Consider the following 14,341-nt stretch of genomic DNA (forward strand, 5'->3'; position numbering starts at 1 on the left):
AACCGCGATGTTGGGCATTCATGATTTCGGTCTGTTCGTCGCCGCCGGACTGCTACTCAATGTCACGCCCGGGCCGGACACCGCCTACATCGTCGGCCGCGGCGTGCAGTTCGGCTGGCGGGGCGGGGCGTCGGCTGCGCTCGGCGTCGGCGCCGGCTGTCTGGTGCACGTCGCCGCGGCGGCAGCGGGGTTGTCGGCGCTGCTGATGGCATCGACGCTGGCGTTTGGCGTGCTCAAGCTGGCCGGCGCCGCCTATCTGATCTGGCTTGGTGCGGATGCTGCTGTCCCGGCCCGCCGATTTCGCCGCGAGCGCAGGTGCCGCCCCGGCGCTGTCGCTGCCGGCGGTGTTTCGCCAGGGCATGCTCACCAATGTGCTGAACCCGAAGGTGGCGCTGTTCTTTCTCGCTTTCCTGCCGCAGTTCGTCGCCGCCGATTCGCCGCACAAGGCGCTGGCCTTTCTGCTGCTCGGGCTGGTGTTCGTGGTCAACGGCACGCTGTATTGCCTGGGGCTCGCCGCTTTCGCGGCGCGGGCGGCGAAGCGGCTGCGTCGCTCCGGTACGGTGCTGCAATGGATCAACCGCGGGCTCGGGGCGCTGTTCGTCGCGCTCGGCGTGCGGGTGGCGCTGGCGCGTGCCTGATCGGGGCCCCCGGCAGTCAGCCGATCAGCTTCACCAGCGTGGTGGCGGCGAGGTAGATGCCGAGCCCGATCAGCGCGAACAGGAACCAGCGCCGGAACGTGTCGGGATGCATCCGGGTGCGCACCGCCTGGCCGGCGAACATGCCGGCGAAGGCGGCCACCATCGCGATCACGCCGGGCAGGGCGGTGGCGGTCGACAGCAGGCCGGCATCGGTGAGGTTGACGGCCAGCGCCAGCGTCGCGGTGGTGAAGAACACGCCGAGCGCCTGCACCAGCTCGTCCTTCTCCATTCCGATCGCCTGGAGATACGGCATCGACGGAATCACCTGGACACCAGTCGCGGCCGAGATCACCCCGGTGATCAGACCGACCGGGCCGCCGACCCATTTCTCCCGGCCGGGCGCGAGGTGGAAGCGGCGCTTGCTCAAGCCGAGGATCCCGTAGGCCACCAGCAGCACGCCGAGCACCAGCGCGCCGTAGCGGGCGTAAGGCCCGGTCATCAGGCCGGCGCCGAGGCGGATGCCGATCACGGTGCCGAGCAGCAGCGGCCACAGCCGGCGCAGGATGTCGCGCAGATAGCTGCCGACGAAGGTCTGCCAGATGTTGGTGACGATCGCCGGCACGATCACGATGGCGACCGCCTGGGCCGGCGGCATCGCGATCGCGAGCAGGCCGATCGACACGGTCGGCAGGCCAAGGCCGATGACGCCCTTGATGAAACCGGCGAACGCGAAGACCGCAGCGATGATCAGGAGAAACGGATCGGACACGAGAGCAAATTGCATGCTCGTCCGGTGTCACACAACCCGCAGTCTGCTCATGGCTGTGCGGAGGCGGCGCCGTCGGCATATTGCGCCGCATAGTCCGCGCTCGGCGGGATCGGCTTGATGATGTCGATCAGCACGCCGTTCGGATCGGCGGTGATGAAATGGCGCTGGCCGAAATCCTCGTCGCGCAGCGCCAGCAGGATCGGCAGGCCGGCCCGCTGCAGCCGCTCGTACTCGCGGTCCGGATCGTCGACTTCGAAGTTCAGGATCAAACCCGACACCCGGCCGCGGCCGCCGGCGGGGATCGTCGCGTGCTGGCCGTCGAGAATCGCCAGGTTGACGGCGGGATCCTCGGCCGATTGCAGATGGACGTACCAGTCCGCTTCGAACAGCGGCCGGAAGCCGAAATGCGCGGCGTAGAACTGCGCCGTGCCGGCGACGTCCGAGGTCATGATCACCGGGTAGTAGCTGGTCGGTCGCATCGCTTTCCTCCTCGCCAATAAAAAGATACAGTGTGTATGTATAAACATGCAGGTTGTATGTATGAAGGCGACCAAGCGACGCACCAATCCCGAACGGTCCAGCGCCACCCAGGCGGCCTTGATCGCCGCTGCCCGGCAGGCGTTCGTCGCCCGCGGCTATGCGGACACCAGCACTCCCGACCTGGTCGAGGCGGCGGGCGTCACCCGCGGCGCGCTGTACCACCACTTCGCCGACAAGCAGGCGCTGTTTCGGGCGGTCGTCGAGGCCGAATCCGCCGCGGTGGCGGCGGAAGTCGAGGCCGGCGCGGCTGAGGGCTCGGCGATCCCAGCGCTGATTTCGGGTGGGCAGGCGTATCTGGACGCGATGGCCGCACCGGGCCGCACCCGGCTGCTGCTGATCGACGCCCCCGCGGTGCTCGGCCGCGCCGAGGCCGACGCAATCGACGCCCGGCACGGCGTCGGGACATTACGGGATGGGCTTCAGGCCGCGGTCGAGGCTGGCGCGATCGCGCCGATTCCGATCGACGCCGCAGCGAAACTGCTCGGCGCCGCTTTCGATCGTGCGGCGCTGGAGATCGCACATGGCGGCGACCGCGGCGACTGTCTCGCCGTGCTGCGGGCGCTGATCGAGGGGCTGCGGCGATGACCGCCGCTTCGGGTTTCAGCCGTTCAGGATCTTCATTGCGGCTTCGTGCACGCGCTTGTCGCCGGCGGCGATGATGCGGCCGCCGTTCTGGGCGGGTTCGCCTTCCCAGGTGGTGATGATGCCGCCGGCGCCGGTGATGATCGGGATCAGGGCGGCGACGTCGTAAGGCTTCAACTCGGTCTCGATCACCAGATCGAGCTGTCCGGCCGCCAGCATGCAGTAGGAATAGCAGTCGCCGCCATAGCGGGTCAGCCGCGCCTGGGCCTGGACGCGTTCGAAGATGGCTCGGTCGGCGTCGTTCATCAGCAGCGGCGAGGTCGTAAACAGCACAGCGTCTTTGATCGCCGCGCAGCGCCGCACGCCGAGCTTGCGCTCGCCGGACGGGCCCTTGTAGCTCGCGGAGCCGTTGTCGCCGGAAAACCGTTCGCCGATGAACGGCTGGTGCATCATCCCGAACACCGGTACGCCCTTGTGCAGCAGCGCGATCAGCGTTCCCCACACCGGGAACCCGGCAATGAAAGATTTGGTGCCGTCGATCGGATCGAGCACCCAGACGTAATCGGCGTCCTCGCGCTCGTTGCCGAATTCTTCGCCGATGATGCCGTGTTGGGGAAAGCTCGCCTTGATCAGTCGCCGCATCACCGCCTCGGCGGCTCGGTCGGCCTCGGTCACAGGATCGAAATCGCGGCCGGTCTGCTTGTTGTCGATCGTCAGCGAGGTGCGGAAGAACGGCAGGATGGTGTCGCCCGACGAGGTCGCAAGGCGGCCGATAAAGGCGGCGAAATCGATGACCGTCACGGGCGATCCTTTGCGAGCATTGCGGGCAGGAGATGGAATCGCGGCCTCATCTTAGCCGCGCGCGATCGAACCCTGCCTCCTTTATTATGGCGGGCGAGTCCCGGTCCATAGGCTGAATCATCGATAATAAGCCGCACTCACAGCTTTGAGGCGGGCCGTAGCGAGGTGGAACCGGGTGCGACACGAGCGCTCGGATTCGCCCGCGGAGGTCGAGCGGCCTTTGGTCGCGACCGCTCCCATCTCATTGATCCACCTCAAATATTCTGACCAGTTCCGCGGCGTGGACGGTGCTCTGACATGCGTTTTTTGCATGGAGAATCGCCCGAAAACACTTGCGCTTTGTGCGGCGCGGTCGCATATTGTTGCGGTGCGGTAGCGCCTCGCGCTATCGCTGCCCTCCTTGGGCGTTTCCTCCCTAGACTTGGGCCGCTTGCCATCGCAAGCGGCCCTTTTTTCTTGTCGTGCGGTTTTCTTTTGGCCCCCGTCGGAGGGCCGCCTTGCGGATGCAATCAGCCGTTGGTTTGCGGCCGTGATCTCCGGCGCCGACGTCGGTCGGCGGGAGCGACAGGGGCTATTCGGCCGCGGCCTGGAATGGACGCAGATCGTCGAGCGGGATCGCCGCCAGCGCTTCGGCGAGGCGGCTGAAATCCTCGGCCACGGTACCGAAGCGGTCGCTGCGCAGTCGCAGACGCTCGTCCATGTAAATCGCCCGATTGAGCTCGACCTGCACGGTGTGCAGCCCGCTTCCCGGATTGCCGTAGTGCTCAGTGATGAAGCCACCCGCATAGGGCTTGTTGCGGCCGGTCGAATAACCGCGCGCCGCCATCGTTTCCTCGATGACCGCAGCGATCAAGGGGGCGCAGCTCGTGCCGTAGCGGTCGCCGATCACGACGTCCGGCCGCTTCGGCTCGTCGCGCGACAGCCCGACCGAGGGCATCGAATGGCAATCCACCAGAACGACTGAGCCGAACTGCTGGTGCGCCTGGCTGATCAGCCGGCGCAGCGCGCGATGATACGGCTTGTACAGCGTCTCGATCCGGCCGAGCGCATCGTCGATGGAGAGGCGCTCGTGATAGATCTCCTGGCCGTCCCCGACCACGCGCGGGATGGTCCCCAGTCCGCCGGCCACTCGCATCGAGCGGGTGTTGGCGAAGCTAGGCAGCCGACCGCTGAACATCCGCGGGTCGAGCTCGTAGGGCTCGCGATTGACGTCGATATAGGAGCGCGGGAAATGCACCCGCACCACCGGAAATCCGTCGTGGATCAGGTGGCCGATCAATTCGTCCATGAACGAATCCTCGGAGCGCTGCAGCACTTCGAGGTCGATTCGCGACGCGTTCAGAAAGGCATTCGGATAGACCGAGCCGGAATGTGGCGAATTGAAAATGATCGGAGCACGCCAGACCGCCGGCTCGGCGATCTCGAAGGCGGGGGAGAACTCACCGTCGAATTCGGTCATCGTCGTCCGCCACCCGTCAAATCCGCCGTTCTCCTGTCTGTCGGACAGCGCGTCTGGTGATTTGTTGAGAGGTATTGTCGGCAATCGGACCGGCGCTGCCAAGCAAAATCATTCCAGGGAGCGGTGTCGAAAACGCCGAAGCCCATCAAAAGTGCCGGCCTGCAGGTTTGTTGATTCGGAATCTGATCGGGCGCAGGATTATCTGGACCTCCTCCCGCTGGATGCGGGAATTTCACCCGAAATTTACCAGACTTCGGTCTAAGTGGATCGATCGGTTCTCCTCGCCCGGATTTGAAGTTCCAATCACCATGCACAAGATTCTCCTCGCCGAAGACGACAACGACATGCGCCGCTTCCTGGTGAAGGCGTTGGAAAACGCCGGGTTCCAGGTTTCCTCGTTCGACAACGGCATGTCGGCCTATCAGCGGCTTCGCGAAGAGCCGTTCGAAATGCTGCTGACCGACATCGTGATGCCGGAGATGGACGGGATCGAGCTGGCGCGCCGCGCCTCCGAACTCGATCCCGACATCAAGATCATGTTCATCACCGGATTCGCTGCGGTGGCGCTGAATTCCGATTCGGATGCACCGAAGAATGCCAAGGTCCTGGCCAAGCCCGTGCACCTGCGGGAATTGGTCAGCGAAGTGAATAAGATGCTCGCCGCCTGAGATTGGCGTCGAAATCCTGCTTTGGTGTCCTTGCCTGACCGGCCCGGAGCCGATATAGGGACGCCACCCGTGAAGACGATCTGAGGGCGCGTAGCTCAGCGGGAGAGCACCTCGTTGACATCGAGGGGGTCACAGGTTCGATCCCTGTCGCGCCCACCATCCCTCGGCGGATCGCTCCGCTATCCCCGTTACCTCACCTGCATCCGGTCGGCTCGCGTCGAAGCATCGTCTCCGATTCGGTCGATGGCGAGGGGCGATCAATCGCCGGGCCGGGTCTCCTTGCCCGCCCCGTAGCGCAGGCCGTCGATCAGCAGCGCCACCATACGGTTCGTATGCTCTGGATCGCCGCCGGGCGCCGAATTACAGAGCTGAGCCACCGCCTTGAGCAGATCGAACGGATCGACGTCACGCCGAACCTCGCCCGCCGCGCCAGCCTTATCCAGCAGGGATTTCAGCGCCGGGACCAGCCGCTGTTCGAAATAGGCCGGCAGGCTGTCATAGGCCGGGTTACCCGAATACAGCGCGGCCGCCAGACCGCGCTTGGTCGCGATGAAGTCGACGTAATGCTGCATCCAGCGCGACAGCGCCTCGAGCGGCGGATGCTCATCGGCCAGCGTCTCGGCCGCGTCGGCGCAGCAATCGACGCCGCTCCGGAAAACCGCGACGATCAGGTCCGAGCGCTGCGGGAAGTGGCGGTACAGAGTGCCGACCCCGACGCCGGCCTTTTCGGCGATCTCCCGCACTGGCGCATCCACGCCCGAGGCGGCGAACACGTCCAGCGCCGCCTTGATCAGCGTCTTCAGATTGCGCTGCGCGTCCGCCCGGACCCGGCGCGGCGCACGGGCCGCGGAGGTGCCTTGTCGAGGCGGCTTTTCGGGCACAAGAATACCTCTTGATAAACGGAACGATGTTCCGTATAAGGAGTTGCTGGTTCGTTATCTCATATCGAACCCCACCGGGCTATCCGGCCACGCTCAAACAACCAACGCTCCGAACTAACCAGCCGCTCCGCGGTTAGCGAGTTTTCGTCTCGCATTCTTCGTCTCGCGCAACGTGCGCGCGCGAACACGGCCGCTTGCGCGCTCTCATCTCGTCCCCAGGGAGGTCCTATGACCGCTGATCGAACTGCCGCGCCTGCCGCGACGATCCGCATCAATGGAGTCGACTGTCCGGTCCCCGCCGATCCGCGGGTCTCGCTGCTCGACCTGCTGCGTGAGACCTTGAATCTGCATGGCACCAAGAAGGGCTGCAACCAAGGCGCCTGCGGGGCCTGCACCGTGCTGGTCGACGGCGAGCGCATCGTGTCGTGTCTGTCGCTTGCCGTGCAGAACGCCGGCCGCAGCGTCACCACCATCGAAGGCCTCGCCGGCGACGACGGATTGCATCCACTGCAGCAAGCGTTCATCGAACACGACGGGTTCCAGTGCGGCTATTGCACGCCCGGGCAGATCTGCTCGGCGATCGGCATGGCGACTGAGCTGCAGCGCGGCGTGCCAAGCCACGTCACCCGCGATCTTGCAGACGAGCACGTCGTGCCGAGCCACGACGAAATCCGCGAACGCATGAGCGGCAATCTGTGCCGCTGCGGCGCGCACAATGGCATCATCGCGGCAATCCGCGACACCTACGCGGAGGCTGCGGAATGACTCCCTTCGATTATGCACGAGCCGGCGACGTCGCCGACGCGGTGCGGCTCGGCGCCGCCACGCAGGCCAAATTTCTCGGCGGCGGCACCAATCTGGTCGACCTGATGCGCGAGACCATCGAGCGTCCGGGCGCGCTGGTCGATATCACCGGTCTGCCGGCGGACATCACCGAGCGCGACGATGGCGGCCTGCTGATCGGCGCAGCGGTGCGCAACACCGCCCTCGCGGAGCACCCCGCCGTGCGCCGGCGCTATCCGATGCTGTCGCGCGCGATCCTGGCGGGCGCCTCGGCGCAGATCCGCAACATGGCGACGGTCGGCGGCAATCTGCTGCAACGGACGCGTTGTACTTACTTCTACGACGATGCCGGCTCGTGCTGTAACAAGCGCAATCCGGGCCAGGGCTGCGACGCCATCGACGGCTTCAACCGCAACCACGCGATCCTCGGCGCGTCCGAGGCCTGCGTCGCGACGCATCCCTCCGACATGTGCGTGGCGCTCGCCGCGCTCGACGCGGTGGTGCACGTCGAAGGGCACGCCGGGAAGCGGGCGCTGCCGTTTGGCGACTTCCATCGCCTGCCGGGCGACCGCCCGGATCAGGAGACGACGCTTCAACCCGGCGAACTCATCACTGCGATCGAGCTGCCGTCGCAGTCGATCGCGGCGCGCTCGACCTATCGCAAGGTCCGCGACCGCTCGAGCTACGCGTTCGCGCTGGTGTCGGTCGCAGCCGCGCTCGAGCTCGAAGAAGGCAAGGTGAAGGACGTCCGGCTCGCGCTCGGCGGCGTCGCGCACAAGCCGTGGCGGGCGCTGAAGGCCGAGCAGGCGCTACGCGGCGGGGCAGCAACGGCGGAGGCGTTCCGCGCCGCGGCCGAGGCGGAACTCACCGACGCGGTCGCGCTGCGCGACAACGCCTTCAAGATCGAACTGGCCAAACGAACCATCACTGCCGTTTTGGCCGAACTTGCAGGAGATGCCCGATGAGCATCGTCAACGAAGCCAAACAAGCCGTGCGCGGCGCCGCGATGGATGTGATGGAGAAAGCCGTCGCGCTCGCGCCCGATAGCTGGGTGCCGGGCGGCGAGCCCGATCCTTTGATCCGCGCCAAGCACGGCTCGATCGGCGCCTCGGTCCCGCGGATCGACGGCCCGCTGAAGGTGAGGGGCGCGGCGCCGTTCGCCGCGGAGTTCGCGCTCGACGGCATGCTCTACGCCGCGCTGATGTTCAGCACCGTGCCGAAGGGCCGGATCGCCACGCTCGACACGGCTGCGGCCGAAGCCGCCCCGGGCGTCGCGCTGGTGATGACTCATCGCAACGCGCCGCGGATGAAGCCGATGCCGCTGTTCATGACCGCCGAAAAGGCCGGCGGCGGCGACAATCTGCCGATCATGCAGGACGATCGCATCCATTGGAACGGCCAGCCGATCGCGGTCGTGCTGGCGGAAACTCAGGAGCAGGCCGATCACGCCGTCTCGCTGATCCGCGCCACCTACGAGGCGGAAGCGGCGCTGACCAGTCTCGCCACCGCCAAAGCCAAGGGCACCGAGCCAGGCCTGTTCATGGGCCAGCCGCTCAAGGCCGAGAAGGGCGACGCCGAAGCGGCGTTCGCCGACGCCCCGGTCCGCGTCGATCGCCGCTACTCGACGCCCCGGCACAATCACAATGCGATCGAACCGCACGCCGCCACCGTGATGTGGCAGGGCGACAAACTGATCGTGCACGATGCCTCGCAGGCGGTGCAACACACCGCGTGGTCGCTCGGGGATGTGTTCGGCATCGCCGAGCAGCAGGTCCACCTCACTTCGCCATTCGTCGGCGGCGGCTTCGGCGGCAAATGTCTGTGGCAGCATCAGGTGCTGGGCGCGGCGGCTTCCAAGCTCGCCGGCCGGCCGGTGCGGATCGCGCTGTCGCGCGAGGGCGTGTACCGGATGATCGGCGGCCGGACGCTCACCGAACAGCGCTTCGCGATCGGCGCCGAGCCGGATGGCCGCTTCGTTGCGCTGATCCACACCGGCGTTGCCCCGACGTCGCGACAGAACGCGTTTCCCGAACCCTTCATCTTGCCGACGATGAGTAGTTACGCCTCGCCGAACATCAAGCTCGATGTCCAGACCGTGCATCTCGACATGCTGGCCAACACCTTCATGCGGGCGCCGGGTGAAGCGGTCGGGACCTTCGCGATGGAATCGGCGATCGACGAGATGGCGGTGGCGCTCGGTATCGACCCGGTCGAGCTGCGCATCCTCAATCAGCCAACGGAAGATCCGCTGAAGGGCACGCCGTTTTCGTCGCGGCATATCGCCGAGGCGTGGCGGGCCGGCGCCGAACGGTTCGGCTGGTCGCAGCGTAATCCGACCGCCGCCAGCTTTCGCGATGGCGAGTGGCTGGTTGGGATGGGCTGCGCCACCGCGACCTATCCGTATCATCGCATGCCGGGCGGTGCGGCGCGGATCACGCTGACCCGCGACGGCAGCGCCACGGTCGAGATCGCCGCGCATGAAATGGGCATGGGCACCGCGACCGCGCATACGCAGGTGGTAGCCGAACGGCTTGGTCTGTCGCGCGATCAGGTGACATTTGCCTATGGCGACTCGACGTTCCCCGGCGTGGTGCTGGCCGGCGGCTCGCAGCAGACCGCATCGATCGGCGCCTCGGTGATCGCGGCGCACCATGTGCTGATCAAGGAGCTGCTCAAGCTCGCCGGCAACGACTCGCCGCTCGCGGGCCTCAGCGCCGACGAGGTCGGTACCGTGAATGGCGGCCTTGCCAAACTCGACGACACGTCGCGTCACGAGAGCTACGTGTCGATCCTGACGCGTTCGGGGCGCGACCATGTTTCGGCTGAAGGCAGCGCGTCGGCGCCGCTCGAAACCATGCACTGGTCGATGCACTCGTTTGGCGCGCTGTTCTGCGAAGTCGGCGTGAGCTGCGTCACCGGCGAGACCCGCGTCCGGCGCTTCCTCGGATCCTACGATTGCGGCCGCATCCTCAATCCGAAGACCGCGGCGAGTCAGTTCCGCGGCGGCATCATCATGGGCCTCGGCCTGGCGCTGATGGAGGAGACGCAGTTCGACGAGCGCAACGGCCGGATCATGAATCCGAGTCTGGCCGAGTATCACGTCCCGGTCCATCTCGATGTGCCGGAGATCGACGTGATCTGGACCGACATCCCCGATCCGCGTGCCCCGATGGGCGCTCGCGGCATCGGCGAGATCGGCATCACCGGCGTCGGCGCGGCGGTTGCCAACGCCGTGTTCAACGCCACCGGCAGGCGCATTCGCGATTTGCCACTGACGCTCGACAAGCTGATGTGAGAGAGCGCGGGCCGCAGCAATGCTTGCGGCCCGTTCGTCTCGCTCCGGTTAGGTCGTCTCTTGCTGAAGGTTGAGGGGAGGGAGCGGCAATGCCGCGTGACGCAGCCCTCAGCGGCTTTCTGGATGGCGGCGGCCTGACGGATTACTCTTCGTCGGACGGTGTGGCGCCGGTGCAGCTTCGGCACTGCCGCTTGCCATAGGTCGCGATGCTGAGGCTCCTGCAAACTAGACGCTTGGCCATCGCCTGCAGCGGGCTGCGCGCCAATTGAAGCATGAAAACCATCTCGAGCATGTCGTCGTCTCCCCACTAGCAACGTCGAGATGGGGTCGAAGCAGCGGGCGCAGTAGCCCCGTTGCAGCGCAGCAGGCATGCGATACATGCATCTGCATTAAAACTGGCCGGATGGTGGCGGGGCGCGGTCCTGGCGCCCCGCCGTCCGATCAGCCGTGCAGTTTGATGGCGGTTTCGGCGATGGTTTTGCCCTGATAGCGCGCGCCGGCCAGTTCGGTTTCGCTCGGCTGGCGCGAGCCGTCGCCGCCGGTGATGGTGGTGGCGCCATAGGGGGCACCGCCCGTCACCTGGTCCAGCCGCATCTGGTCGCCGAAGCCGTAGTTGAGGCCGACCACCACCATGCCGAAGTGCAGCAGGTTGGTGATGATCGAAAACAGCGTGGTCTCCTGGCCGCCGTGCTGGGTCGCGGTCGAGGTGAAGGCGCCGCCGACCTTGCCGTTCAGCGCGCCGCGCGCCCACAGGCCGCCGGCCTGATCCAGGAAGTTGGACATCTGCGACGCCATGCGGCCGAACCGGGTGCCGGTGCCGATGACGATCGCGTCGTAATTGGCGAGGTCTTCGATGGTCGCGACCGGCGCGGCTTGATCGAGCTTGTAGTGCGAGGCCTTGGCGACGTCCGGCGGCACCAGCTCGGGCACGCGCTTGATGTCGACCTGAGCGCCGGCCTCACGCGCGCCTTCGGCGACCGCGTTGGCCATCGCTTCGATGTGACCGTAAGCCGAGTAGTAAAGAACCAGAACCTTCGCCATGGGGTGTCTCCGTTTGGTTGGTGATGGGGTGGGAGTGTGTCGTTAGTTGGTGGTCATGCGCGGGCTTGACCCGCGCATCCATCCGTCTTCGGAAGAGTCGAGGTGAAGGGGATGGATGGCCGGGTCGAGCCCGGCCATGACGGTGGTGGTTGGCGCGCTAATGACTCACGCCGCGTCGACCAGCACCAGCTCGGCGTCTGCGAGCGCCGTGATGGTGACCTTGGCCTCGTCGCGGATCGCGGCGCCGTCGCGGGCCTCGACCTTGACGCCATTGACCTCGACGCTGCCGACTGCCGGGACCAGATAGAGGTGCCGCGCCTTGTCGGCCTCGTAGGTGGCGGTCTCGCCGGCCTTCAGCGTCGTCGCCAGCACCCGCGCGTCGGCACGGATCGGCAGCGCGTCGGTGTCGGACGCAAAGCCAGACGCGATGGTGACGAGCTTGCCGGAACGGTCAGCCTTCGGAAACGGCTTGGAGCCCCAGGTCGGCTGGCCGCCGCCTTGCGTCGGCTCGATCCAGATCTGGAAGATCCGGGTGGTCTCCGGTTCGAGGTTGTACTCGGAGTGCCGCACGCCGGACCCCGCACTCATCACCTGAACGTCGCCGGCCTCGGTGCGGCCCTTGTTGCCGAGCGAGTCCTGATGGGTGATGGCGCCGTCGCGCACATAGGTGATGATCTCCATGTCGCGATGCGGATGCGGCGGAAAGCCGGTGTCGGGGGCGATCTCATCGTCGTTCCAGACCCGCAGGGCGCCGTGGCCCATGTTGTTGGGGTCGTAATAGCTGGCGAAGGAGAAGTGATGCTTGGCCTTCAGCCAGCCATGGTCGGCGCCGCCGAGCCGAGCGAAGGGACGGAGTTCAATCATTGAAGCCTCCTCATGTCGGCGCCGGGTTGGCGCCAGTGACTTGCGTTGGCTCTTGAATAGGGATGACCAATCGTTTCATAAATAGAAATGATCGAAACTCATTGTTTCTGAAATTGAGCTAAGGTGGTATCTTGACCAAGCTGCCGGACTTCGAAGCGCTGGCGATCTTCGCCAAGGTGGTGGAGCTGCGTTCGTTCGCGGCAGCCGCAACCGAACTCGGATTGTCGAAAGCCACCGTATCGAAAGCGGTGACGCGGCTGGAAAACCGGCTGGGAGCGCGTCTGTTCAATCGCACCTCACGCCGGCTGGCGTTGACCGATGCCGGCCACCGGCTCGCCGAGCGCGCCGCGCAGTTGCTCGCCGACGGCGAGGCCGCCGAGGCCGAAGCGCTGGCGCAATCGGCGGCGCCGCGCGGGCTGGTGCGGCTGGCGGTGCCGATGACGTTTGGCGTCAAGGTGATCGCGCCGCTGTTGCCGGAGTTTCTGACCGCGTATCCGGACGTGTCGATCGACCTGCATCTGTCGGACGCGATGGTCGATCTGATCGGCGACGGCTTCGACGCCGGTGTCCGGATCGCCTCGCTGCCGGATTCCTCGCTGGTGGCGCGCCGTCTGTGTGCGATGCCGCGCTATACGGTGGCGTCGAAATCCTATCTGCAGGCGCACGGCAGGCCGACGCATCCGATGCATCTCGCCCAGCACCGCTGCCTCGGCTACGCCTATCTGTCGACGCCGAACACCTGGCACTACAGCAACGACGCCGGCGATCAGGTCGCGGTGCGGCCGGGCGGTCCGCTGCGCGTCAACAACGGCGAGGCGCTGCTGCCGGCGGTGATCGCGGGGCTCGGCATTGCCGACCTGCCGGAGTTCATCGTCGGCGAAGCGATTGCGGCCGGCGAGGTCGAAGTGATCCTGGCCGGCTGGCACCAGCGCGAGGGCGCGGTGCATCTGGTGACGCCGCCGGGCGGGCCGCGGCCGGCGCGGGTCGAGGTGCTGTCGGACTTTCTGGCCGATCGGCTTGGCCGCTTGGGTCGCATGCGGCGGAGCGGGCGCTGACCCGCGCGTCCGCGTTATTCCAGTGTGACGTTCACCTCGTAGGCCTTGTCGGGGCCGACCAGCGTGAATTTCAGCACGGCGCCGGAGGCCTGAGCGCCGGACGGCAGCCCCTCGAGCGCGAAGCCGAAGCGGCGCACGCCCGGTGCCGTTCCCTTGATTTCCTTCGGCACCGGCAGTGCCCATTCCGGAGTCGGGCCTTCGACGAACAGGCTGACCTGCGCAGCGGCCGGAGCGACGACATCGACCTCGACCTCCTTGTCGCCTTTGCGCACCACGTCGCGGATCGCGACCGGATTGGCATCGCCGATATTGGCCGGCACCGGGACGGTATCGAGCGCCGCAGCGAGCGCGCCGTCTTGGGTCGATGCGACGCTGGCAAATTCGAGTTCAGGATTCGCCACCACCGGAATGCACAATTTGTCGCAGACCGCGTAGTCCACCGTGGCGCGCAGTGTCACCGGCTTGTCGGCATGCTTGGTCACGATACGCAACGGCAGCACCACCTGGCCTTTGTAACCGAGCGAAGTCCCCCCCGCGCCGTCAGGAAACGCTTGCGGTGCCGGCCACAGGATCGTCACTGCCTCCACATTCTCGGATTTGGAGAAGTCGAACCGCGGCGGCACACCGGAATCGCCTGGGGTGCGCCAATAAGTTTTCCAGCCCGGCTGCAACTGGAAAGCGATCCCACCGAGCAGCACGGCACCGCTGCGCGATCCGGCCAGCAGCCGAACCGCAGAGTACTGTTCGCTGATCCAGGGCGACACATCGTCGGCGCGCGCGCCGCAAGCGGTGGCTGCGACGACGGCAGCGGCAAACAGGACGGCACGTGACGGAACGATTGTGGTCATCTTGGCGTATCTAGAGTTTGTGGAGCGGCGGAGCCACTGAATTGACGGTGAAACGGTAGGTATTCGGCGTCCCGAGATTGATTGACAGGATCGGCACCCGATATCAGGATGACGGTG

15 protein-coding genes, 1 tRNA gene and 1 pseudogene are annotated in these 14,341 nt (G+C 66.3%); 8 read left to right on the forward strand and 9 right to left on the reverse strand.

Annotation, left to right across the window (positions count from 1 at the left end):
* Positions 1 to 7: 7 nt before the first annotated feature.
* Positions 8 to 638 (forward strand): annotated as a pseudogene (locus FLL57_RS00680) (LysE family translocator).
* A 16-nt stretch (positions 639 to 654) separates the two neighbouring features.
* Here the strand turns inward: FLL57_RS00680 and FLL57_RS00685 are convergent.
* Together FLL57_RS00685 and FLL57_RS00690 are read right to left on the reverse strand one after the other, a co-directional pair.
* Positions 655 to 1,422, reverse strand: coding sequence for a sulfite exporter TauE/SafE family protein (locus FLL57_RS00685; protein WP_013500846.1), 768 nt, complete (start codon positions 1,420 to 1,422; stop codon positions 655 to 657).
* Between the two features lie 32 nt (positions 1,423 to 1,454).
* Positions 1,455 to 1,886 carry a VOC family protein gene (locus FLL57_RS00690; RefSeq protein ID WP_142881875.1) on the reverse strand — a complete coding sequence of 144 codons (432 nt, stop codon included), beginning with the start codon at positions 1,884 to 1,886 and terminating at the stop codon, positions 1,455 to 1,457.
* Between the two features lie 61 nt (positions 1,887 to 1,947).
* Between FLL57_RS00690 and FLL57_RS00695 the strand changes: the two genes are divergently transcribed.
* Positions 1,948 to 2,532, forward strand: coding sequence for a TetR/AcrR family transcriptional regulator (locus tag FLL57_RS00695; RefSeq protein ID WP_142881876.1), 585 nt, complete (start codon positions 1,948 to 1,950; stop codon positions 2,530 to 2,532).
* Positions 2,533 to 2,547: 15 nt separating this feature from the next.
* Here FLL57_RS00695 and hisN read toward each other — a convergent pair whose 3' ends face one another.
* Together hisN and FLL57_RS00705 are read right to left on the reverse strand one after the other, a co-directional pair.
* Positions 2,548 to 3,330, reverse strand: a complete 783-nt coding sequence (gene hisN, locus FLL57_RS00700; protein WP_013500849.1) for a histidinol-phosphatase — start codon at positions 3,328 to 3,330, stop codon at positions 2,548 to 2,550.
* A 571-nt stretch (positions 3,331 to 3,901) separates the two neighbouring features.
* Positions 3,902 to 4,789, reverse strand: coding sequence for an N-formylglutamate amidohydrolase (locus FLL57_RS00705; RefSeq protein ID WP_013500851.1), 888 nt, complete (start codon positions 4,787 to 4,789; stop codon positions 3,902 to 3,904).
* Positions 4,790 to 5,097: 308 nt separating this feature from the next.
* Here FLL57_RS00705 and cpdR point away from each other — a divergent pair, with 308 nt between their 5' ends.
* Together cpdR and FLL57_RS00715 are read left to right on the forward strand one after the other, a co-directional pair.
* A complete protein-coding gene (cpdR, locus tag FLL57_RS00710) occupies positions 5,098 to 5,457 on the forward strand; it encodes a cell cycle two-component system response regulator CpdR (RefSeq protein WP_011156442.1) in 360 nt (119 codons plus the stop codon).
* Positions 5,458 to 5,541: 84 nt separating this feature from the next.
* Positions 5,542 to 5,616, forward strand: a tRNA-Val gene (locus FLL57_RS00715).
* Between the two features lie 98 nt (positions 5,617 to 5,714).
* Here FLL57_RS00715 and FLL57_RS00720 read toward each other — a convergent pair.
* Positions 5,715 to 6,338 carry a TetR/AcrR family transcriptional regulator gene (locus tag FLL57_RS00720; protein ID WP_013500852.1) on the reverse strand — a complete coding sequence of 208 codons (624 nt, stop codon included), beginning with the start codon at positions 6,336 to 6,338 and terminating at the stop codon, positions 5,715 to 5,717.
* 228 nt (positions 6,339 to 6,566) lie between these two features.
* Between FLL57_RS00720 and FLL57_RS00725 the strand changes: the two genes are divergently transcribed.
* The 3 genes from FLL57_RS00725 to FLL57_RS00735 are packed head-to-tail and all read left to right on the forward strand — an operon-like array spanning position 6,567 to position 10,416.
* Positions 6,567 to 7,103: a (2Fe-2S)-binding protein gene (locus tag FLL57_RS00725; RefSeq protein ID WP_013500853.1), complete on the forward strand. Its 537-nt coding sequence runs from the start codon at positions 6,567 to 6,569 to the stop codon at positions 7,101 to 7,103.
* The gene (locus FLL57_RS00730) at positions 7,100 to 8,086 is read left to right on the forward strand and encodes an FAD binding domain-containing protein (RefSeq protein WP_142881877.1); all 987 of its coding nucleotides are present in this window, start codon (positions 7,100 to 7,102) and stop codon (positions 8,084 to 8,086) included. Before FLL57_RS00725 ends, FLL57_RS00730 begins: the two co-directional genes overlap by 4 nt.
* A gap of 50 nt (positions 8,087 to 8,136) precedes the next feature.
* Positions 8,137 to 10,416: a xanthine dehydrogenase family protein molybdopterin-binding subunit gene (locus FLL57_RS00735; RefSeq protein WP_235677287.1), complete on the forward strand. Its 2,280-nt coding sequence runs from the start codon at positions 8,137 to 8,139 to the stop codon at positions 10,414 to 10,416.
* A 142-nt stretch (positions 10,417 to 10,558) separates the two neighbouring features.
* On the opposite strand, the gene FLL57_RS23225 is transcribed toward FLL57_RS00735, so the two are convergent.
* The 3 genes from FLL57_RS23225 to FLL57_RS00745 all read right to left on the reverse strand — a co-directional run bounded on the left by FLL57_RS23225 (position 10,559) and on the right by FLL57_RS00745 (position 12,321).
* Positions 10,559 to 10,708, reverse strand: a complete 150-nt coding sequence (locus tag FLL57_RS23225) for a hypothetical protein (RefSeq protein ID WP_013500856.1) — start codon at positions 10,706 to 10,708, stop codon at positions 10,559 to 10,561.
* A gap of 149 nt (positions 10,709 to 10,857) precedes the next feature.
* On the reverse strand, positions 10,858 to 11,457 hold the full coding sequence (gene wrbA / locus FLL57_RS00740; protein ID WP_012494572.1) for an NAD(P)H:quinone oxidoreductase: 600 nt from the start codon (positions 11,455 to 11,457) through the stop codon (positions 10,858 to 10,860).
* Between the two features lie 165 nt (positions 11,458 to 11,622).
* Positions 11,623 to 12,321 (reverse strand): pirin family protein, encoded by a 699-nt coding sequence (locus tag FLL57_RS00745; RefSeq protein ID WP_013500857.1) that lies wholly within the window; start codon positions 12,319 to 12,321, stop codon positions 11,623 to 11,625.
* A gap of 131 nt (positions 12,322 to 12,452) precedes the next feature.
* On the opposite strand from FLL57_RS00745, the gene FLL57_RS00750 reads away from it, so the two are divergent.
* Positions 12,453 to 13,376 carry a LysR family transcriptional regulator gene (locus FLL57_RS00750; RefSeq protein ID WP_013500858.1) on the forward strand — a complete coding sequence of 308 codons (924 nt, stop codon included), beginning with the start codon at positions 12,453 to 12,455 and terminating at the stop codon, positions 13,374 to 13,376.
* A gap of 14 nt (positions 13,377 to 13,390) precedes the next feature.
* Here FLL57_RS00750 and FLL57_RS00755 read toward each other — a convergent pair whose 3' ends face one another.
* Positions 13,391 to 14,224, reverse strand: coding sequence for a protein-disulfide reductase DsbD domain-containing protein (locus FLL57_RS00755; protein WP_013500859.1), 834 nt, complete (start codon positions 14,222 to 14,224; stop codon positions 13,391 to 13,393).
* Positions 14,225 to 14,341: the final 117 nt, after the last annotated feature.

Source organism: Rhodopseudomonas palustris (assembly GCF_007005445.1).
Taxonomy (GTDB): Bacteria; Pseudomonadota; Alphaproteobacteria; order Rhizobiales; family Xanthobacteraceae; genus Rhodopseudomonas; species Rhodopseudomonas palustris_G.

Coding starts and splice junctions, on each gene's coding strand:
- FLL57_RS00685 (WP_013500846.1), bottom strand. CDS start 1,422: ATGCAATTTGCTCTCGTGTCCGATCCGTTTCTCCTGATCATCGCTGCG.
- FLL57_RS00690 (WP_142881875.1), bottom strand. CDS start 1,886: ATGCGACCGACCAGCTACTACCCGGTGATCATGACCTCGGACGTCGCC.
- FLL57_RS00695 (WP_142881876.1), top strand. CDS start 1,948: ATGAAGGCGACCAAGCGACGCACCAATCCCGAACGGTCCAGCGCCACC.
- FLL57_RS00705 (WP_013500851.1), bottom strand. CDS start 4,789: ATGACCGAATTCGACGGTGAGTTCTCCCCCGCCTTCGAGATCGCCGAG.
- cpdR (WP_011156442.1), top strand. CDS start 5,098: ATGCACAAGATTCTCCTCGCCGAAGACGACAACGACATGCGCCGCTTC.
- FLL57_RS00725 (WP_013500853.1), top strand. CDS start 6,567: ATGACCGCTGATCGAACTGCCGCGCCTGCCGCGACGATCCGCATCAAT.
- FLL57_RS00730 (WP_142881877.1), top strand. CDS start 7,100: ATGACTCCCTTCGATTATGCACGAGCCGGCGACGTCGCCGACGCGGTG.
- FLL57_RS00735 (WP_235677287.1), top strand. CDS start 8,137: ATGGAGAAAGCCGTCGCGCTCGCGCCCGATAGCTGGGTGCCGGGCGGC.
- FLL57_RS23225 (WP_013500856.1), bottom strand. CDS start 10,708: ATGCTCGAGATGGTTTTCATGCTTCAATTGGCGCGCAGCCCGCTGCAG.
- wrbA (WP_012494572.1), bottom strand. CDS start 11,457: ATGGCGAAGGTTCTGGTTCTTTACTACTCGGCTTACGGTCACATCGAA.
- FLL57_RS00745 (WP_013500857.1), bottom strand. CDS start 12,321: ATGATTGAACTCCGTCCCTTCGCTCGGCTCGGCGGCGCCGACCATGGC.
- FLL57_RS00755 (WP_013500859.1), bottom strand. CDS start 14,224: ATGACCACAATCGTTCCGTCACGTGCCGTCCTGTTTGCCGCTGCCGTC.